Raw genomic sequence first — 18,753 nt, 5'->3', positions numbered from 1 at the left:
TCTTGTGGGCTGTGATTCTTCAGGCCGGGCTACTTCTTCAGGCTGAGCCACTCCGTCAGCTGTTCCAGCGGCCACGTAGTGACGATCCTTTCCTTCGGCACGCCAAGGGCTTCGGCCCGCTCAGCCCCGTATTGAAGGAAATCAAGCTGGCCGGGAGCGTGGGCATCGCTGTCGATGCTGAACAGGCAACCGGCGTCCAGGGCCAAGGCGATGAGGTTGTCCGGTGGGTCCTGCCGTTCCGGGCGGGAATTGATTTCGACGGCGACACCCCACTCGGCGCATTCCTTGAAAACCTTGGCGGCATCGAACTCGGACTCAGGCCGGGTACCCCGTGATCCCTGGACCAGGCGGCCGGTGCAATGCCCCAGCACATTGGTATGGGGGTCACTGATACCGCCCAGCATCCTTGTTGTCATGGTCTTTTTGTCTGACCGCAGCTTGGAGTGGACGCTTGCCACTACCACGTCCAGTTGATTGAGCATGTGGGGAGTCTGGTCCAGGGTCCCGTCCTCAAGGATGTCCACTTCAATGCCTTTGAGGAGGCGGAAGCCGTCCTGGGATGCGTTGATTCCCTCCACCACGCCCAGCTGCTTTTCGAGCCGTTCCACGCTCAGCCCATTGGCGATGGTGAGATTGGGGGAGTGGTCGGTCAAAGCCAGATACTCCCGGCCGAGGGTCTTGGCCGCTGCCGCCATGGATTCAATGGGGGATCCGCCATCGGACCAATTGCTGTGGCTGTGAAGGTCCCCGCGCAGGGCAGCCCGCAAGGTCTCGCCCCCGGAAGCCAAGGGCTCCGTGCCGCGTTCGCGAAGGTCGGCCAGATAGTCAGGGACACGGTCCTCCAAAGACTGTGTAATGACTTCGGCGCTCCGGCTTCCGACGCCTTTGACGCTCTTTATCCGCCCGCTGCTGACAAGCTTCGCCAGCTCTTCGGGCGGAAGCTGCCGCACGGCGTCGGCGGCTTTGCGGAAGGCTTGGACTTTGAAGGTGGGGGCCAGGCTGCGTTCCAGCCAGAAGGCAATTTCGTCGAGGGCCTCGATGGGATCCATGGGTCCATGATCCACGAACCAGGCGCACCATCAACAGTGGGCATGGTCGATGGTGCGCCGGTCCGGTCGCCGTCACCTAGTGGTGGCGACCCGGGTCCAGGGCGGGATTGGAGCCCTGGCCGTCTTCATTGTGCGGGGCCTGGCCGTGCTCGCCATGCGGGACAGCATGCTGTCCCGCCATCGAGGCAGCCAACCCCGGTGTTGCCACTGTTGCAACAACGACGGCGGCTCCGAACGCGGCTGCCAGAAGCCGCCCGGTCCTTGGCTGGCCGTGGGCGCCGCCGTCGTTGGTCTGGTGTTGCCGCCTCAGCCAGCCCGCTCCGGCAAGTGCCATGAGCGTCAGGCCGAGGGCGGCAAAATGGCTCACGTCCAGTGAGCGGAGGGAACTGACCCCGGTAACTGTCACTGCAAGATGCGCAGCAGCAGCGACGGCGAGGACAGGAAGCGCGATTCGAGCGAAAATCAGGGCATTGCGGTGCAGCCCCCGCAGGGACCAGGCCAAAAAGGCCAGGCCTGCCGCGAGGGTTGTCACACCGGCAACCATTCCGGGTGTCTCTGATGCTGGTCCAGTGAGATACCCGGCGGCAAGGGAAAGCTCGACCATCCCGGCGGCCATCGCTGCGAAGTACACGAACAGGAGGGTCGCTGCGTTCAGCGTGGGGTGATTTTTGCGTTCCATGGTTCTTACCGTCCTGTGGTTTTCGTAGGCCGTGGTCAGTCGGTGATCAGGCGCGGGCGGAAGCTACGGCGGCCTTGTCCTGGGACAGCGCGACACCCAGCAGGACAACGGCGCTGGCGAGGTGCAGGACGTTGTCAGCGCCGTTGAGAGCGATGATGTTCAGCGAGGAACCCACCAGGAAGAGTCCAAGGATGCCCACCAGGAGGTAGACGCCGCCAACCGCCGTATTGACGGACTTGGAGAGGGTGACGCTGTTCATGCCTGCATAGAGAAGAGCTGCGCCGATGGCCAAGTGAATGATGTTGTGGAGGGGGTTCACGGCGAAAATGATCAGGTTGGCTCCCTCGGTGGCGAAGAAGCCGATTCCCGAGGTGACAAAGAATCCGAGCACGCCTACCAAGAGGTAGACAGCTCCGAAGATGGTGGCGATCAGGCGATTGGGCGAAGTACGCATGGTCCGAACCTTCCGGTGGTGGCCGGATGTCCCGGCCTTCCTGCTGAGCCCCGGCCGGGGCTCTCAAGCAGTGATTCGGACCATATGCGCAGGTGGATGGGTGGTAGGGAGGAAATTTCTTACTGGAATTACGGGCGGAGCCGGATGCTGCTCATTTTGAGGTCGTTGGTTCCCTCGAAGACGTACTGGAGATTTATGGTCTTGCCGTCGCACTGCAAAGTCCCGGACAGATCAGCCTTGTTATTGCCGTTGTTGTTGTTCACGTTCACGGAGTTGTAGTTCGGCTTGCATGAGCTGTCCAGTTCCAAGCTGGCAATGCCGTCCATGAACGAGTCCTTGTCCAGTTCGTCCTTCAGCGGCTGGCTCAGGTAGTTCTCGTAGGCCTGCTCTGTCTGGCCTGAGACCACCAGGCTGGTGAATTCGTCCGCCAAGGACCTGGCCTTGGACGTTGCATTGCCCACGAGGTTGACCAGCAGCAGCACACCCACTACTGCCAGCACGATGACGCCGGCAACGATGCTGAGGACAATCCACAGCACTTTCCGGTTCTTTCGGGGAGGTGGTTGGTTGAATTGGCCCTGCGCATAGGGGTTTTGGCCCTGGGCGTATGCATTCTGCCCCTGTTGCTGCCACTGCGGTGCAGGGCCGGCCTGAGGGGGATACCCTGGTGCGGGCGGAACCGGCGGTGGGTTCTGGCCTGTGTAGTTGGGCTCAGGTTGATGCGGACCTGGATGGTAGGAATGCGGCTGGTTGGGTTCTTGCGGGTTGCTCACGGTAGTGCCCCTTTCAGCAGCCTTCGGCAGCGCCACCACATGGCCGGGGTCCTCTTGCCGGCCCCCGGGACGTCCACTTGCATCCAATCGCATGCAGGTTCAACCGGCAAGTACCGCCTCGCAACCGAAGCAGGCGAGGACGGACTTTCAGCCCCCGGAGCGTCTTCCCAGCAGCGGTTGGACCCGGTAAGGGATCATCTCGCGCATTGCCAGTGCTGTATCGGTACGTTCCACGCCGTCGCAGCCGAGGATTTTTCCATTGATCCGGTAGAGGTCCTCCGCGTCCAGGGCAACAACACGCAAGAGCAGATCTGCCGAACCGGTAAGGCCAAAGCCTTCGAGGATTTCCGGAATGTCCGCCAGGTCCTGTGCCAGGGTTGCTAGCTTTTGCTGCTGGACGTGGACTGTGATGAACGCTGTCAGCGGATAGCCGAGCGCGGCCGGATTGATCCTCCGCTCAAAGGACAGGAAAGCGTGCTTCTTCTCCAGTTGGGCCATGCGCGCTTGCACGGTATTTCGGGATAAGCCCAGCTTTTGCGCGAGGGCCACTACTGTCCCCCGGGGGTCCTTCGCCATGGCGGAAAGGAGCCGGGTGTCAGTGCCATCCAAGGGTTGCATAATGCGCAAGATTAGCACGGTGGGGACGCCCGAAACAGGGCAGAATGCTCAATCTGCGGAAGAGTGGTTGTACCCGATGCGCGTTGTGAGTAGGGTCACAATTAACTCCGGCGAAGGTGCCGGAGGGCCGGTCTGCGGCAGGATCACAAGTCCAGCCAGCGCCGACGAAAACGAGCCGGAAGGTTGCGATCACCTGTGTTGACGGATCAGGCGGGCAAGGGAGTGCACCATGACACTCCGGGCCCGGGACATAGTGCACAAAATCCCTTGAGGACTGGTGGCAATCTGCTCCAGTTGGTGTCCCCGGATGGCGAGCGGATCAGCCACCCGGAATTCGATGTTTGGGTCAAAGACGTCGGAGATGAGCAACTGTGTTCCTTGTATGAGGACATGACAGTTATCCGCCGTATTGATGCCGAAGCAACGGCGCTCCAGCGTCAGGGCGAGTTGGCCCTGTGGCCACCGCTCCTCGGCCAGGAAGCGGCTCAGATCGGCTCCAGCCGCTCACTCCGCGATGACGACTTCGTCTTCCCGAGCTACCGTGAAAGCGGCGTGGCCTATGTTCGGGGCGCGCACCTCGCCGAGATCGCCCGCGTTTGGCGCGGTAACGCCTCCTATGGGTGGGACCCGCAGCGCATCAATCTGGCGACGCCCCAAATCATCATTGGATCCCAGAGCCTGCACGCCACAGGTTATGCCATGGGAGTCCAGCTCGATGGCGCCAACACGGCGGTGCTGGCCTACTTTGGCGATGGTGCCACCAGTGAAGGCGACGTGAACGAGGCCATGGTGTTCGCCGCAAGCTACCAGGCTCCCGTGGTGTTCTTCTGCCAGAACAACCACTGGGCCATTTCCGAGCCGGTCCGGATACAGTCTCACGTGCAGCTGGCAGACAGGCCCACCGGATTCGGGATCCCCAGCATCCGGGTGGACGGCAATGATGTGCTCGCTGTCATGGCTGCTACTCGTGTGGCCTTGGACAGGGCCCGCAAGGGCGGGGGACCCACCTTCATTGAGGCGGTCACCTACCGCATGGGTCCGCACACCACTGCCGATGACCCCACCCGGTATCGTGACCCCATCGAGCTGGAAGATTGGGCCGGCAAGGATCCCATCCTTCGGCTGCGCAAACTCCTCGAAGCCAAAGGCCTGCTCACCCAGGACGTCGAAGCCCGGGTCAAGGCCAAGGCTGATGCGGTGGCGGCGGAGCTGCGTTCCAGCTGCATCGGGATGCCGGACCCGCAACCGTTGGACGTCTTCAACCACGTCTACAGCACGCCCAATTCCTGGATCGAGCGCCAGAAAGACCATTACTCGCGCTACCTGAACAGTTTCAACCAGCCGGTCGAGGAAGGTGCACTCTGATGTCCAAGCTCACGTTTGCCCGGGCCATCAACGCCGGCCTCCGGAAATCACTCGAAAACGATCCCAAAGTGGTCCTCATGGGTGAGGACATTGGGGCATTGGGTGGCGTCTTCCGCGTCACTGACGGACTCCAGAAAGATTTTGGCAAGCACCGGGTGATCGATTCGCCCTTGGCTGAGTCGGGCATTATCGGCACCGCTGTGGGACTTGCCTACCGCGGATACCGTCCAGTGTGCGAAATCCAGTTTGACGGCTTCATCTATCCGGCATTCGACCAGATCGTCAGCCAAGTAGCCAAGATGCACTACCGCACGCAGGGGCGGGTCAAGATGCCCATCACCATCCGCGTTCCCTTCGGTGGGGGTATCGGCTCGCCCGAGCACCACTCAGAGTCACCCGAGGCCTACTTCACCCATACCTCCGGTCTCCGCGTCGTGGCAGTGTCCAATCCTCAGGATGCTTACACCATGATCCAACAGGCGATCGCGTCCGATGATCCTGTCCTCTACTTCGAGCCCAAGCGTCGGTATCACGACAAAGGCGATGTGGATGAGGCCTTGGACCTTGCTCGGGCGCTTCCATTGGACAAGGCTGCTGTGGTCAACGCCGGCTCGGACGTGACGCTGGTGGCTTACGGTCCACTGGTGAAAACAGCCAAGGATGCTGCCATGGCGGCAGCTGACGAAGGCATTTCGGTGGAAGTGATCGATCTCCGCTCCTTGGCCCCGGTGGACTATCCGGTGGTGGAAGCCTCGGTTCGCAAGACAGGTCGGTTGGTGATCACCCACGAGGCCGGCCAATCCGGTGGCCTCGGCGCCGAGATCGCTGCCAGCATCACCGAGCGGTGCTTCCACTATTTGGAGTCCGCCCCGGTGCGTATCACCGGCTTCGATGTTCCCTACCCGTATTCGAAGCTCGAAATGCACCACTTGCCGGATCTGGACAGAATCCTCGACGGCGTCGATCGCGCTTTGGGCCGCCCCAACTCGCTGAGTGGACTGGAAGGATGACCGCCACCATGATCAAGGAATTCAGGCTGCCGGACCTGGGCGAAGGCCTGACGGAATCGGAAATCCTGAGCTGGAAGGTGGCGGTGGGGGACACTGTTGCCTTGAACCAGGTCATTGCTGAGGTGGAAACTGCCAAGGCGGTTGTTGAGTTACCTTCTCCTTTTGCAGGAGTGGTGGCAGAACTTCACGAGCAGCCCGGCACCGTGGTGGAGGTGGGCAAGCCGATCGTGTCGTTCGAGGTTGACGACGCCGGGTCCTCCAACGGGGGTGCCACGGCTACCGCCGCGGCTGCCGCCGAACCTGTGGGGAGCCCCGCGAAACGTGAGCCCAACTTGGTGGGGTACGGCGCCGTCGTCGAACATTCAGGTCGCCCTGCACGGCGTGCCCGCGGCCAGATCCAGGAAACCAAGTCACCAGCGCCCGGCATTCCGGCGGTTTCCGCGCCGGCAGCGCCGCCGTCCGTAGAAACCGGAGACTCTGAGCGTCCACGATCAACGCCACCGGTCCGCAAGTTGGCCCGCGACCTCGGAATCGATCTTGAACACGTTTCCGGCACCGGACCGGGCGGGCTCATCACCCGCGAGGATGTCCAGAATTTCTCCGGGGCATCGGAAGCTCCGGCGGAGACCCAGGTTTCCCGTGCCGAAGGTGAGCGGGAAACGCGCACGCCGATCAAGGGTGTCCGGAAGTTAACGGCCGCGGCCATGGTCCAAAGCGCTTTCACTGCCCCGCACGTGACGGAGTTCCTGACCGTCGATGTCACAGCAACCATGGAGTTGCTGGCCCGGCTTAAGGGGAACCGGGCGTTCGAGGGCTACAAGCTGACGCCGCTGACCATTGCGGCCAAGGCTGTCCTGGTGGCGCTGCGGAACAACCCGTCGCTGAATTCACGCTGGGATGAGGCGGCCCAGGAGATTGTCCAGTTCAACTACGTGAACTTGGGCATCGCCGCGGCAACGCCGCGAGGCTTGACGGTACCGAACATCAAGGACGCCCACCGCCTCACGCTGCGTGAGCTTTCTGCAGCCCTGACCGAGCTGACTGATACCGCCCGGTCCGGAAAGACCTCCCCGGCCGAGCTGTCCGGCGGGACCATCTCCATCACCAACATTGGCGTGTTCGGCATTGATGCCGGAACACCCATCCTGAATCCGGGTGAAGCTGCCATTGTTGCCTTGGGTGCTGTACGGAAGGCGCCGTGGGTGGTCAATGACGAACTCGCCGTCCGTCAGGTGATGTCCCTCAGCCTGTCCTTCGACCACCGCTTGGTCGACGGCGAACAAGGTTCACGGTTCCTGGCGGATCTTGGCGCCATTCTGGCCGATCCCGCAATGGTCATGACCATGATCTAGCGGAAACTGAAGCTGCGGCGGCCCACCCCTTTACGAGTGCTTGCGGGAAACTGCAGTTAAGGGGTGGGTCGTCGCGCGTCAGTCTTCGGTGGGGGTGGTGCGGTTGGAATGGACGTTCCGCCAGCTGTGTTCGGGTTCAAAGCCCAGGAGCCGGCGCGCCTTATCGATGGACAGCATGGTTTCGTGCTCGCCCAGTTCCTTGAGGATCTCGACGCCGGGGAAGACTTCCGCCGCCAACCCGGCGCTGCTTCGGCTCATCACGGTATCGGCCGCGGCGATGATGAAGGTCTCAAACCCGGGTACTGAGTGTTCCAAGGCCCGGACTACGGCAAGGGCGCCGTCGCGGGCGTCGATGTAGCCCCACAGATTCCATTTCCGGAGCGTCGCGTCGGAGTCGAAGGACGGGAAGGAGTCATAGTCCTCGGGGTCCATGACGTTGGAGAACCGCAACGCCGTGATGCTCAGTTCCGGATCCCATCGCGTCAGTTGGATGGCCATCTGCTCCTCGAGGTGCTTGACCAGCGAGTACGTGCTTTCCGGTCGTGCCGCATACTCCTCATCCACGGGAATGTAGGGAGGGGCGATCTCGAAGGGGAGTCCCAGCACAGTCTCGCTGGACGCGTAGACCACCTTTTTGATGCCGGCCCTGCGTGCGGCTTGGAACACGTTGTAGCTGGAGAGCATGTTGTTCTCGAAGACCGCGGCGTCCGGGGCCAGCCCGGGAGCGGGAATGGCTGCCAAGTGGACAATGGCGTCCAGCCCGTCATGTTGGTCATCCAAGCCCAGGATGACGTCGAGGACCTGCCCGTAGTTGCGCAGATCCACGTTGACGTAGCCCTCGCCGCGGGTTCCGGCGCGGTCCATATTGAGCACTTGGTGGCCATCCTGCGTGAGCCGCCGGACCACGCTCCTACCCAGTTTTCCACTTCCGCCCGTCACGGCAATCTTCATCGGGTTCTCCTTTGCGTTGAGCGGTCGCTGACCCTGCTGTTTCGCCTGCGGCTTGGCCAGGGTCCCGGTTTCAGCCTAGGCGGAGCGCCGTCAGAAAACAGCCTCCGAAGCTGGCCCTGGGAGTCCTAGGCATAGGGGAACTCCCCAGTGGCCCGCGGGCGGCTTGCACGAATGGCATTCAGTATTTTGCAAAATATATAGACTGGTCTATTATTTTTGTCATGGCAATAAAAGGGGACCTGACAAAAGCGCGGCTGGCGGAGTCCATGCTGCAACTCATCCAGACCAGCGGCTACAGCGGCACGGGGCTCAACGCCGTGATCGAGCACGCCTCAGCGCCCAAGGGGTCGATGTACTTCCACTTTCCCGAAGGTAAGGAGGGGCTGGGCGTCGCAGCGGTCGAGCTCGCTGCGAAGCAGTTCGAAGCACTTATCGCAGAGGCTGCAGTGTCCGCAGGCAGCGCGGCCGGGGCCGCCCGCGCCACGATTGAAGCCTTGGCTGACATTGTCAGCGAGAGCAACTTCCGGCTGGGTTGCCCCGTCTCCGTCGTCACCTTGGAGATGGGCGCGGAGAGCGAGCGGCTGAGGCGGGCGTGCGCGGCTGCCTTCGAGTCATGGATCGCCCCGACATCCGCCCTCCTGGAGGCCAATGGTGTTGACGCCTCTGAAGCACGTTCACTGGCAACAGTCGTTGTATCGATGATCGAGGGAGCGGTGATCGTCTCACGCGCCATGCAGAGCACCCAGCCCCTGGTCTCGGCCGCTGACGTCGTGGCGGATCTCATTGACCAGCGCTGCAAGCCTGTTGGCGGGATGCGATGACACCGCACCAAGACTCCCGCCATGCCTTGGTCTTCGGAGCTTCGGGATTGGTGGGCCGGCATCTCATCTTGTCCCTGGCTGAAGCTGGTGCCAACGTCACTGCGGCAGTTCGGACCGCCGGTTCCGGAGAGCGTGTCCAGCGATGGCTCCGGGAGCATGGACTGACACGGAGTATCAGCACTGTGATCGTTGACTTCGATGCTCCGGAGATCGTTGCCGGCGGTCCTTCGGCATTCCCGTTCATCACCGAGATCCACAACTGCGCCGGCTCCTATCGATTTGGAATGACCGCGCAGGAGGCGCGCAGCTCGAACGTAGGCATTGTTGAGAAGCTGATTGACTTCGCAGCGGGCCTGCCCAAGCTGCAGCGTGTTGTCCACGTGTCCGGGTACCGCGTCGGCGGGCAGGACCCTGCGACTGTTCCATGGTCAGAGGACCACCGCACTGCGGTCTACCAGGAACTGGGCGCCTACGAGGCCTCAAAGGTGGAATCCGATGCCGTCTTCCAGACCCTGGCGCTGGAGCGCAGGGTCCCCTGGACCATCGTCAACCCGGCCAGCGTGATCGGCCACAGCGTGACCGGTGAGTCGGACCAGCTCATCGGGCTTGCCACCACCATCGGGCAGATCCGGGACGGTGCCGTCGCCGCACTGCCTGGGAACCACAAGACGTTCCTCCCGGTCATCACGGTGGACTACCTTGCGGCCTTCATGTCTGCTGCGGCGGTGGACCCGGCCGCAGCAGGCCAGGCCTATTGGATTCTCGACGACGCCACCCCGCCATTGGCAGATCTGCTCACCCACGTCGGACGTCACCTCGGTGTCAAGGTTCCGGGGGTCAGGATGCCGATCGGCGTCATCAGGCGGCTCCCGCAGTGGATCACCAAGGCAGATCCCGAAACGTTGACCTTCATGTCCGCCGATCGCTATCCAACGGATTCGGCCATCGAGTTTGCGCATAAGCATGGGATCCCGATGCCGGATGTGCTGGTGTCCCTGGAGCGATGGGCCGACCACCTGGATGCAAATCGGTTTGGCACCGTCACCGATCACGGTCGTCGAATTGTCCACGTTGGCGGCGTGAGGACATTCGAGCTCGGCGTAGCCAACTCCAGCAGGGTGGTTTTTCCCGGCTTGCCGGTCAACGCAGACACATGGGCAAGCGTGGCATCAGGCATCGGTGCGCGTGTGGTCGACCTGCCCGGTCTTGGCCTCAGCGGCGGAACGGGTATTCAGGACTGGGAACAATGGCTGCCCGCAGTGTTGGGTCCGGAACCGGCTGACCTCATCGGCCATTCGATCGGTGCGGCTGCGGCGGTAATGGCCGCTGACAGGCTCCCGGCCCGCGTCAATTCCCTCACGCTGATTGCGCCCTTCTTCCTCCAAGTCCCGATGCGGGCCAGGCCGCGGCAGCTCGTATCGGCCTACCTGCGACAGGCGAACCCTGTGCGGTTGTCGCAGCAACTCACCGGATCGGGAGCGAGCGCTGCTGCTTTGGAGTCCAGTGTGGGCGATCTCAAGCGAGGCAGCGCCGCGAGGGTAGCCAAGCACCTCGCCCTTGCGGGATCGAAGCCGTGGCGCACCGAACTCCGGGAAGCGCTGGGGCGATTCACCGGCACGGTCCGCATCATCACGGGAAGTGATGACCCCCTGGCCCCGGAAGCGATGGAGCAGCTCAGGTCGGTTCCGAATATTGAGCTGATCTCGGTACCTGGTGCCGGGCACCATCCGCAACTGACCCATAGTGGTGATCTGGTAGCTCTGATCAAGGGATAGCCCGAGTGGACGGGGAGCCCCGCCGTTTGTGATCCGGCAATGGGACGTGGCGATCACTATGAAGTAAGGGCAGCCAGCGCCATCTGTTCCAGGATGGGCCTGGCCGACTTCACGGCAATCTTCCTGCCGTGGTGCCGAACCGAGTGGGGCGTGGAGTTGATCAAACCAAAAGCTGCATGGGCACGGACGCGGAGGCCGGGAACATCGGCGTCGGTATGGATCCGGCCAAGGACGTCCACCCAGGTTTCAACGTAACTGCGCTGGAGGGACTTCACCTCTGCCTGGTCGGGGTCGCTGAGGCTTCCGAAGTCCCGGTCCTGGACGCGGATGACGTCAGGGTTGCTGAGGGCGAAGTCAACCTGGAACCTGATCAACCCCTTCAGTGCGGTCAGTGGATCCTCGGATTCGGACACCACCCGCAATCCGCCCTCCAGCAAGTCCCGGCTGACGCTGAGCAGCAGCTCTCCGAGGACGGCTTGCTTGCCCGGAAAATGCCGATACACAGCAGGGCCGCTGACTCCCGCTGCGGCGCCGAGGTCCTCAAGGGACACTCGGGTGAATCCGTTCTCGGCAAAGAGTCCTGCAGCAGCTGACAACAGGGCCATTCTGCGGAGTTCCTTCGCTTGGCCGCGTTGCGTGGGAGCCATGCGTGTGCCGTTGTTGCTTGCTTCCGGACCTCCGGTCACTTTTCCTCCTCGGCCCCAGTCCGGACCCCACACTTGCGGGACCGGCTGTGCTGGACATCACAGTTAATAAAGACTAACCTAAATTTCAGTTACGTGGCACTAACCGAAATGGCCTGTGGCCGGGAATGGAACAGGGGTCAATGGAGACAATTTCCAATTTGGCGGGAACGGTCGGCGGCACCTTCGAAGCCAACCACAAGGCACAACTGTCCTTGGTGGCGGAACTGCGGGAACGCTTGGCGACGACGGCCCTCGGGGGCCCTGCCACATCGCGTGAGCGGCACATCGCCCGTGGAAAGTTACTGCCGCGCGAACGCATCGACTACTTGCTCGACGACGGCAGCCCCTTCCTGGAGATCGCACCGTTGGCTGCGAACGGCATGTACAACGGCGATTCCCCGGGTGCAGGCGTTATTGCAGGCATCGGCCTCATCCATGGCCGCCACGTCCTGGTGATCTCCAATGACGCCACCGTCAAGGGCGGCACCTACTATCCAATGACCGTGAAGAAGCACCTCCGGGCCCAGGAGATCGCCTTGGAGAACAAACTTCCCTGCATCTACCTCGTTGATTCCGGCGGGGCATTCCTGCCCAAGCAGGACGAGGTCTTCCCGGACAAGGAGCACTTCGGCAGGATCTTCTACAACCAGGCAAAAATGTCAGCCGCGAAGATCCCCCAGATCGCCTCCGTCATGGGATCGTGCACGGCCGGTGGCGCCTACGTGCCGGCCATGAGCGATGAGACCGTCATCGTCCGGAACCAAGGCACCATCTTCCTGGGTGGCCCTCCCTTGGTAAAGGCGGCCATTGGCGAGATCGTCACTGCCGAGGAGTTGGGCGGCGGCGATGTCCATTCAAGGATTTCCGGCGTTACGGACCACCTCGCCGAGAACGACCAGCACGCATTGGAGATCGTGCGGGACATCGTGGCCACCCTGCCGAAGCCGGCGCAGCCGGCATGGGAGGTGACCGACGTCGTCCTGCCGCCCGTCGTGGACCCTTCCGGGATCTACGGCGTGGTTCCCACTGACGTCAACGCCCAGTATGACGTCCGAGAAGTGATCGCAAGGCTGGTGGACGGTTCAGAGTTCCATGAGTTCAAGAAGAACTACGGGACCACCCTGGTGACAGGGTTCGCGCACCTGCACGGCCATCCGGTGGGGATCGTGGCCAACAACGGCGTCCTCTTCAGCGAATCTTCCCTGAAGGGCGCCCACTTCATCGAGCTCTGCGATCAGCGCGGCATCCCGCTGATCTTCCTGCAGAACCTCTCCGGCTTCATGGTGGGCAAGGACTACGAGCAAGGCGGCATCGCAAAGAACGGCGCCAAAATGGTCACCGCGGTAGCTACGGCCCGTGTGCCCAAGCTGACGGTGGTCATTGGAGGTTCCTTCGGTGCCGGCAACTACTCCATGTGCGGCCGGGCCTACTCGCCACGGTTTTTGTGGATGTGGCCGGCGGCACGCATTTCCGTGATGGGTGGAAACCAGGCCTCCAGCGTCTTGGCAACTGTCAAAAGGGATCAGTACGAAGCGGCCGGACAGGAATGGTCCGCCGAGGACGAGGAAGCCTTCAAGGCTCCCATCAAGCAGCAATATGAGGACCAGGGAAGTCCCTACTACTCCACCGCGCGATTGTGGGACGACGGCATTATCGATCCCGCTGACACGCGGCGTGTCCTGGGGATGGCCCTGGACGTCGTCTCCCGCCAACAACTGCCCGAGACCTCCTTCGGCCTTTTCAGGATGTGACCATGACCCTGCCAACAACAACCACGGCACCAGCCACCACAGCGTCCGGTCCGGCAGCAGAGAAGCGAACCTTCAGCGCCGTCCTGGTTGCCAACCGGGGCGAGATCGCGTGCCGCGTCATCCATACCCTGAAAGAAATGGGCATTCGTTCCGTCGCTGTGTACTCCGACGCCGACAAAGATGCCAAGCACGTGGCCCTGGCCGATACCGCCGTCGCCATTGGTGGGACGGCGCCTGCGGAAAGCTACCTGAAGATCGAGGCCATCATCGACGCCTGCCGTCGCAGCGGAGCGGAAGCTGTCCACCCGGGCTACGGTTTCCTGTCCGAAAATGTGGAGTTCGCCAAGGCACTGGATGCCGCCGGTATCACGTTCATCGGGCCGGGCCTTGGTGCAATCGACGTCATGGGCGACAAAATCCGCTCCAAGAACCATGTGATGGCCTACGGCGTCCCCTGCGTTCCAGGCATCGCACAGCCAGGACTTACCGACCAGCAACTGATCGAGGCGGCACCGGGAGTCGGATTCCCTTTGCTGATCAAGCCTTCCGCCGGCGGTGGCGGCAAAGGCATGCACGTGGTGGAACGAGCCGAGGACATGGCCTCCACGCTGGTAACGGCCAGGCGTGTGGCAGCATCGGCCTTTGGCGATGACACCCTCTTCCTGGAACGGCTCATCCGCGCCCCCCGGCACATCGAGGTCCAGGTCCTGGCCGACAACCACGGCAACGTCATCCACCTGGGCGAGCGGGAATGTTCACTCCAACGACGCCACCAGAAGGTCATTGAGGAAGCCCCCTCAGCACTCTTTGAATCACTACCGGACGGGGCTGTGCAAAGGGCCCGCATCGGTGAGGCGGCCTGCAACGCGGCGCGTTCGGTCAACTACAGCGGCGCTGGAACCGTCGAGTTCCTGGTCTCCGACGAGCACCCCGACGAATTCTTCTTCATGGAGATGAACACCCGGTTGCAGGTGGAGCATCCCGTTACTGAGATGGTCACGGGCATCGACCTCGTGGAATGGCAGGTGAGGATCGCCGCCGGTGAGGTGCTCACCGTGGCGCAGTCCGACGTCGTTCTTCAGGGCCACGCCGTGGAGGCGCGTGTTTACGCGGAAGTGCCTGAGCGGAACTTCATGCCCTCGATGGGCCGGATCGTGGTGCTCGCAGAACAGGGCGCCGGGGATGCGATCGTTTCAGGGAAGCAACCGGCGCATGCGCATGTGCGGATCGACTCAGCCATGCGGGACAAACTGGAGATCACGGGGGACTACGATCCCATGCTGGCCAAGGTCATTGCCTGGGGCGAGGACAGGGAAGCGGCGCTGGATACCCTGGACGGCGCACTTGGCCGGTACACCTTGCTGGGGGTGGACACGAACGTTGAATATCTGCGACTGCTGATCAATGATCCCGAGGTCCGTGCAGGTCAGCTCGACACCGGACTGATCGAACGCAGGCTGCCGACCATGGAGTTCCGGCATGCCGGACCCGCCGAACTGATCGCCGCTGCGCTCACCCTGTGGCTGGAACGTACCGGATCCACGCTGGCAGGGGATGCCTGGGCATCCCCGGACACCTGGCGTATAGGTACCAGGGGCGCGTGGAAAGCCACCTTTGGTGTTCCGGGCGGAGGAGTCACCACGGTGTCCGTCACCGAAGAAGGCTCTGCCATGACGGCATCGATCGACGGCGGGAACCCGGTCCCGGTGAGGGTGGTGGACCGCAGCGCCAACAGCATCGCTGTGGAGTTCGACGGCGGACTGCTCACCTTCGCGGTTGGCCTGGGGGCGGGTGATCCCCGCGAAATCCACGTCGGCAGCAACGGCTGGTCCTGCAGGCTCGAGGTTTTGAGCCGGGCCGAACGTTTGCGACGCATGCTTGCAGGCATCCAGCGCGAAGACGGGGCAGCGGACCCGGAAGTGCGCTCGCCGATGCCGGGAACAGTGGTTTCGGTGTCCGTAACCGATGGCGAGACCGTCGAGGAAGGCCAAGCCCTGCTGGCCGTGGAAGCAATGAAGATGGAGCACCAATTGGTGGCCTCCGTCGCGGGAACCGTTCACCTCACCAGCAAGCCCGGGGACCTGGTCAAAGCGGACCAGGTGCTCGCCACCATTCACGTAGAGAGCACCACCACAGACGAGGAAGTCCAGCGATGAGCACGTTTGACCTTAACGAGGAATACCAGGACCTGAGCGACTCCGTCCGCGAGTTCGCCGACGAGGTTGTTGCACCGGTTTCGGCCAAGCACGACGAAGAGCACAGCTTTCCCTACGAGGTTGTGAAGCAGATGGGGGAAATGGGCTTGTTCGGACTGCCCTTCCCGGAGGAGTTTGGCGGGATGGGCGGGGACTACTTCGCCCTTGCCTTGGCCCTGGAGCAGCTGGGACGCGTCGATCAGTCGGTGGCCATTACGCTCGAAGCCGGGGTGTCGCTTGGTGCCATGCCCGTACACCGTTTCGGGACGGACGCGCAGAAAGAAGAGTGGCTGCCGCAGTTGGCGTCGGGACGTTCTCTTGCCGGGTTCGGACTGACCGAGCGCGAGGCCGGTTCGGATGCCGGCGGCACCAAGACCAACGCCCACCTGGACAACGGTGAATGGGTAATCAACGGCAACAAGGAATTCATCACCAACTCCGGCACGGACATCACCACACTGGTCACCGTCACGGCCGTCACGGGCCACAAGGAGAACGCCGACGGCAGTACCAAGAAAGAAATCTCCACCATCCTGGTACCTACGGACACGCCCGGTTTCACGGCGGAGAAGCCGTACAACAAGGTGGGCTGGAACGCCTCCGATACCCACCCGCTCACGTTGGACAACGTCCGCGTTCCCGAAGCGAACCTTTTGGGCGAGCGCGGCCGGGGCTATGCCAACTTCCTGTCCATCCTTGATGAGGGCCGCATTGCCATCGCTGCGCTGGCCACCGGTGCAGCCCAGGGGTGCGTGGATTTGTCCGTGAAGTACGCCAAGGAACGCAGCGCATTCGGGCAGAACATCGGCAAGTACCAAGCCATCCAGTTCAAGATCGCCAGGATGCAGGCCAGGGCCCACACTGCCCGCCTTGCCTACTACGACGCCGCCTCCCGGATGCTTGCCGGCAAGCCGTTCAAGACCGAAGCGGCCATCGCTAAGATGGTCGCAGGCGAGGCAGCCATGGACAACGCGCGGGATGCCACCCAGGTGTTCGGCGGCTATGGCTTCATCAACGAATTCACGGTGGCACGGCATTACCGCGACTCCAAGATCCTTGAAATCGGGGAGGGCACCACCGAAGTCCAGTTGATGCTCATCGCCCGCGAGCTGGGTCTGTAACCGTACGGGAAGGATCAAGGATGATTGACAAGGTTGTTGCCAGCGCCGCGGACGCGGTGAGGGACATCCCGGATGGTGCCTCGCTCGCCGTCGGAGGGTTCGGCCTATGCGGTATTCCCGTTTCCCTGATCGATGCCCTCCACCGCCAGGGCACCACCGATCTTGAGACGGTCAGCAACAACTGCGGCGTGGACGACTGGGGCCTTGGCATTCTCCTCAAGGATGGGCGCATCCGCCGGACCATCAGCTCGTATGTCGGCGAGAACAAGGAATTTGCGCGGCAGTATCTGGCGGGGGAGTTGGAAGTGGTCTTCACTCCGCAGGGCACCTTGGCCGAGAAGCTGCGGGCCGGCGGTGCCGGCATCCCCGCCTTCTACACCAAAGCCGGGGTGGGAACCCAGGTGTCCGAAGGCGGGCTCCCGCAAAAGTACGACGCCGACGGCAACGTTGCGCTGGCCTCATCGCCTAAGGAAGTTCGCATCTTCAATGACGCGGACTATGTGCTGGAAGAGTCCCTGACACCTGACTTCGGCTTGGTCCACGCTTGGAAGGGCGACCGGCACGGGAACCTTGTTTTCCACGCGACAGCCATGAACTTCAACCCCCTCTGTGCCATGGCCGCACGGATCACCATCGCCGAGGTCGAGGAGCTGGTGGAACCCGGCGAGCTTGATCCGGAGCACATCCATACGCCGGGAATCTTCGTCCAGCGGGTAGTGGTGGCAGCATCCAGTGAGAAGCGGATAGAAAAACGCACCGTGGCGCTCACGTCTGGCTCGGACGCGAGCCAGGCCGCTACACCACAGTCAGGAGCGGAACGATGACCGACAATTCCTACCACGACATCCCGCCCCGCCCGGAAGCTGTCCGGCACGAGTACCGGCGCGCCGACGTCGAACATCATGAGGCCAAAGGCTGGACCCGCAACGAACTGGCCGCCCGCGTTGCCCGGGAACTCACCAACGGGCAATACGTAAACCTGGGCATAGGTATGCCCACGCTGATCCCCAACTACATCCCGGAGGGTGTGGAGGTCATTCTTCACTCCGAGAATGGCATCCTTGGTGTTGGTCCGTACCCCGGCGAGGACAAGATCGATCCGGATCTCATCAATGCCGGTAAGGAAACGGTCACCACCAACGCCGGCGCCGCGTTCTTCGACTCGGCATCGTCCTTCGGCATGATCAGGGGCGGGCACGTGGACGTTGCCGTCCTGGGCGCGATGGAAGTGGCAGCGAACGGTGACCTGGCCAACTGGATGATCCCCGGCAAGATGGTCAAGGGCATGGGCGGTGCGATGGACCTCGTGTTCGGCGCCAAGAAGGTCATTGTCATGATGGAGCACGTGGACCGCAACGGCCGCCCGAAAATCGTCCAGGACTGTACCTTGCCTCTCACCGGCAAGGGGTGCGTGGACCGGATCATCACTGACTTGGCGGTCATCGACGTCGTCAAGGACGAGGGCGGCCCGCGCTTGGTTCTCCGTGAGATGGCTCCCAACGTCACCCTCGAGGACATCCTGGCCGCTACCGGTGCCGAACTGTTCGAGGAAGACCAGGAGCTCACTGTATGACGCGGGTAGTGGAGCAGCGCGGACTCTATTTCGACGAACTTGAAGAGGGCGTGATCTATGCCCATAAACCCGGGCGCACCGTCACCGAGACGGACAACGTCCTCTTTACCACCCTGACCATGAACACGCAGGCGCTGCACTTGGACGCCGCTTGGAGTTCCGGGCAGCCGTTCGGGCAGCGCCTGATGAACTCCATGTTTACCCTGTCCACCATGGTGGGGCAGTCCGTGACCCAGCTGACGCAGGGGACCATCATTGCGCAGTTGGGCCTGACGGATGTCACTTTCCCGCACCCGCTCTATCACGGCGATACCCTGTATACGGAGACGGTGATCACGGGAAAACGGCTGTCGTCGTCCCGCCCGGGTCAGGGCGTGGTGACCATGCAGCATACCGGCCGTAACCAGGACGGCGCTGTGGTTGCCCTGGCTACCCGGACCTGCCTGATGTGGACCAAGGAAGCGCACGCAGCGCAGCCCTAGGCCCCGGCTCCAGTCCGACACCATCCTCGTGAGAAGTTTCAGCACCCAGAAGCAAGGATCTCCATGCCCTCTTCCGACACCACCCCCTTCACCATGGG

General features: G+C 62.5%; 18 protein-coding genes. 11 read left to right on the top strand and 7 right to left on the bottom strand.

Annotated features, from left to right (window positions below):
- Positions 1 to 29: 29 nt before the first annotated feature.
- From HP499_RS01130 to HP499_RS01110, 5 genes are all read right to left on the bottom strand, one after another.
- A complete protein-coding gene (locus tag HP499_RS01130) occupies positions 30 to 1,049 on the bottom strand; it encodes a PHP domain-containing protein (RefSeq protein WP_172322136.1) in 1,020 nt (339 codons plus the stop codon).
- 76 nt (positions 1,050 to 1,125) lie between these two features.
- Entirely contained in the window at positions 1,126 to 1,728 is a 603-nt protein-coding gene (locus HP499_RS01125) for a hypothetical protein (protein WP_172322135.1), read from the bottom strand.
- Positions 1,729 to 1,774: 46 nt separating this feature from the next.
- Positions 1,775 to 2,182, bottom strand: coding sequence for a DUF4383 domain-containing protein (locus tag HP499_RS01120; protein ID WP_011774231.1), 408 nt, complete (start codon positions 2,180 to 2,182; stop codon positions 1,775 to 1,777).
- Positions 2,183 to 2,310: 128 nt separating this feature from the next.
- Positions 2,311 to 2,721 carry a hypothetical protein gene (locus HP499_RS01115; RefSeq protein WP_172322134.1) on the bottom strand — a complete coding sequence of 137 codons (411 nt, stop codon included), beginning with the start codon at positions 2,719 to 2,721 and terminating at the stop codon, positions 2,311 to 2,313.
- 381 nt (positions 2,722 to 3,102) lie between these two features.
- Positions 3,103 to 3,573 (bottom strand): Lrp/AsnC family transcriptional regulator, encoded by a 471-nt coding sequence (locus tag HP499_RS01110; RefSeq protein ID WP_172322152.1) that lies wholly within the window; start codon positions 3,571 to 3,573, stop codon positions 3,103 to 3,105.
- A 195-nt stretch (positions 3,574 to 3,768) separates the two neighbouring features.
- Here HP499_RS01110 and pdhA point away from each other — a divergent pair, with 195 nt between their 5' ends.
- From pdhA to HP499_RS01095, 3 genes are read left to right on the top strand one after another with little or no spacing between them, the layout of a single operon-like run.
- Positions 3,769 to 4,938: a pyruvate dehydrogenase (acetyl-transferring) E1 component subunit alpha gene (gene pdhA / locus HP499_RS01105; protein ID WP_172322133.1), complete on the top strand. Its 1,170-nt coding sequence runs from the start codon at positions 3,769 to 3,771 to the stop codon at positions 4,936 to 4,938.
- Positions 4,938 to 5,948, top strand: coding sequence for an alpha-ketoacid dehydrogenase subunit beta (locus tag HP499_RS01100; protein ID WP_172322132.1), 1,011 nt, complete (start codon positions 4,938 to 4,940; stop codon positions 5,946 to 5,948). Before pdhA ends, HP499_RS01100 begins: the two co-directional genes overlap by 1 nt.
- Positions 5,945 to 7,300, top strand: coding sequence for a dihydrolipoamide acetyltransferase family protein (locus HP499_RS01095; RefSeq protein WP_172322131.1), 1,356 nt, complete (start codon positions 5,945 to 5,947; stop codon positions 7,298 to 7,300). The genes HP499_RS01100 and HP499_RS01095 overlap by 4 nt, the downstream gene beginning before the upstream one ends.
- A gap of 78 nt (positions 7,301 to 7,378) precedes the next feature.
- On the opposite strand, the gene HP499_RS01090 is transcribed toward HP499_RS01095, so the two are convergent.
- A complete protein-coding gene (locus tag HP499_RS01090) occupies positions 7,379 to 8,251 on the bottom strand; it encodes an NAD(P)-dependent oxidoreductase (RefSeq protein WP_172322130.1) in 873 nt (290 codons plus the stop codon).
- A gap of 221 nt (positions 8,252 to 8,472) precedes the next feature.
- Between HP499_RS01090 and HP499_RS01085 the strand changes: the two genes are divergently transcribed.
- Together HP499_RS01085 and HP499_RS01080 are read left to right on the top strand one after the other, a co-directional pair.
- The gene (locus HP499_RS01085; RefSeq protein WP_216659624.1) at positions 8,473 to 9,072 is read left to right on the top strand and encodes a TetR/AcrR family transcriptional regulator; all 600 of its coding nucleotides are present in this window, start codon (positions 8,473 to 8,475) and stop codon (positions 9,070 to 9,072) included.
- Complete coding sequence (locus tag HP499_RS01080; RefSeq protein WP_172322129.1) at positions 9,069 to 10,847, top strand: alpha/beta fold hydrolase; 1,779 nt, start codon at positions 9,069 to 9,071, stop codon at positions 10,845 to 10,847. Before HP499_RS01085 ends, HP499_RS01080 begins: the two co-directional genes overlap by 4 nt.
- A gap of 56 nt (positions 10,848 to 10,903) precedes the next feature.
- Here the strand turns inward: HP499_RS01080 and HP499_RS01075 are convergent, their stop codons facing one another.
- Complete coding sequence (locus tag HP499_RS01075; protein ID WP_172322128.1) at positions 10,904 to 11,533, bottom strand: TetR family transcriptional regulator; 630 nt, start codon at positions 11,531 to 11,533, stop codon at positions 10,904 to 10,906.
- Between the two features lie 140 nt (positions 11,534 to 11,673).
- Between HP499_RS01075 and HP499_RS01070 the strand changes: the two genes are divergently transcribed.
- The 6 genes from HP499_RS01070 to HP499_RS01045 are packed head-to-tail and all read left to right on the top strand — an operon-like array spanning position 11,674 to position 18,655.
- Positions 11,674 to 13,284, top strand: a complete 1,611-nt coding sequence (locus HP499_RS01070) for a carboxyl transferase domain-containing protein (protein ID WP_172322127.1) — start codon at positions 11,674 to 11,676, stop codon at positions 13,282 to 13,284.
- 2 nt (positions 13,285 to 13,286) lie between these two features.
- Positions 13,287 to 15,440, top strand: a complete 2,154-nt coding sequence (locus tag HP499_RS01065; RefSeq protein WP_172322126.1) for a biotin carboxylase N-terminal domain-containing protein — start codon at positions 13,287 to 13,289, stop codon at positions 15,438 to 15,440.
- Positions 15,437 to 16,600, top strand: coding sequence for an acyl-CoA dehydrogenase family protein (locus HP499_RS01060; RefSeq protein WP_172322125.1), 1,164 nt, complete (start codon positions 15,437 to 15,439; stop codon positions 16,598 to 16,600). Before HP499_RS01065 ends, HP499_RS01060 begins: the two co-directional genes overlap by 4 nt.
- A 20-nt stretch (positions 16,601 to 16,620) precedes the next feature.
- Entirely contained in the window at positions 16,621 to 17,424 is an 804-nt protein-coding gene (locus tag HP499_RS01055; RefSeq protein WP_172322124.1) for a CoA transferase subunit A, read from the top strand.
- A complete protein-coding gene (locus HP499_RS01050; protein WP_172322123.1) occupies positions 17,421 to 18,173 on the top strand; it encodes a CoA transferase subunit B in 753 nt (250 codons plus the stop codon). Before HP499_RS01055 ends, HP499_RS01050 begins: the two co-directional genes overlap by 4 nt.
- The gene (locus HP499_RS01045) at positions 18,170 to 18,655 is read left to right on the top strand and encodes a MaoC family dehydratase (RefSeq protein WP_172322122.1); all 486 of its coding nucleotides are present in this window, start codon (positions 18,170 to 18,172) and stop codon (positions 18,653 to 18,655) included. The genes HP499_RS01050 and HP499_RS01045 overlap by 4 nt, the downstream gene beginning before the upstream one ends.
- Positions 18,656 to 18,753 lie beyond the last annotated feature (98 nt).

This window comes from Paenarthrobacter sp. CM16 (assembly GCF_013179505.1).
Taxonomy (GTDB): Bacteria; Actinomycetota; Actinomycetes; order Actinomycetales; family Micrococcaceae; genus Arthrobacter.
The sequence above is the reverse complement of the archived record's forward strand: the minus strand, read 5'-3'. Positions and strand labels throughout refer to the sequence as shown.

What these genes read in the sequence shown, in the direction of transcription:
- HP499_RS01130 (WP_172322136.1), bottom strand. Translation starts at nt 1,049, where the DNA reads ATGGATCCCATCGAGGCCCTCGACGAAATTGCCTTCTGGCTGGAACGC.
- HP499_RS01125 (WP_172322135.1), bottom strand. Translation starts at nt 1,728, where the DNA reads ATGGAACGCAAAAATCACCCCACGCTGAACGCAGCGACCCTCCTGTTC.
- HP499_RS01120 (WP_011774231.1), bottom strand. Translation starts at nt 2,182, where the DNA reads ATGCGTACTTCGCCCAATCGCCTGATCGCCACCATCTTCGGAGCTGTC.
- HP499_RS01110 (WP_172322152.1), bottom strand. Translation starts at nt 3,573, where the DNA reads ATGCAACCCTTGGATGGCACTGACACCCGGCTCCTTTCCGCCATGGCG.
- HP499_RS01100 (WP_172322132.1), top strand. Translation starts at nt 4,938, where the DNA reads ATGTCCAAGCTCACGTTTGCCCGGGCCATCAACGCCGGCCTCCGGAAA.
- HP499_RS01095 (WP_172322131.1), top strand. Translation starts at nt 5,945, where the DNA reads ATGACCGCCACCATGATCAAGGAATTCAGGCTGCCGGACCTGGGCGAA.
- HP499_RS01090 (WP_172322130.1), bottom strand. Translation starts at nt 8,251, where the DNA reads ATGAAGATTGCCGTGACGGGCGGAAGTGGAAAACTGGGTAGGAGCGTG.
- HP499_RS01085 (WP_216659624.1), top strand. Translation starts at nt 8,473, where the DNA reads ATGGCAATAAAAGGGGACCTGACAAAAGCGCGGCTGGCGGAGTCCATG.
- HP499_RS01080 (WP_172322129.1), top strand. Translation starts at nt 9,069, where the DNA reads ATGACACCGCACCAAGACTCCCGCCATGCCTTGGTCTTCGGAGCTTCG.
- HP499_RS01070 (WP_172322127.1), top strand. Translation starts at nt 11,674, where the DNA reads ATGGAGACAATTTCCAATTTGGCGGGAACGGTCGGCGGCACCTTCGAA.
- HP499_RS01065 (WP_172322126.1), top strand. Translation starts at nt 13,287, where the DNA reads ATGACCCTGCCAACAACAACCACGGCACCAGCCACCACAGCGTCCGGT.
- HP499_RS01060 (WP_172322125.1), top strand. Translation starts at nt 15,437, where the DNA reads ATGAGCACGTTTGACCTTAACGAGGAATACCAGGACCTGAGCGACTCC.
- HP499_RS01055 (WP_172322124.1), top strand. Translation starts at nt 16,621, where the DNA reads ATGATTGACAAGGTTGTTGCCAGCGCCGCGGACGCGGTGAGGGACATC.
- HP499_RS01050 (WP_172322123.1), top strand. Translation starts at nt 17,421, where the DNA reads ATGACCGACAATTCCTACCACGACATCCCGCCCCGCCCGGAAGCTGTC.
- HP499_RS01045 (WP_172322122.1), top strand. Translation starts at nt 18,170, where the DNA reads ATGACGCGGGTAGTGGAGCAGCGCGGACTCTATTTCGACGAACTTGAA.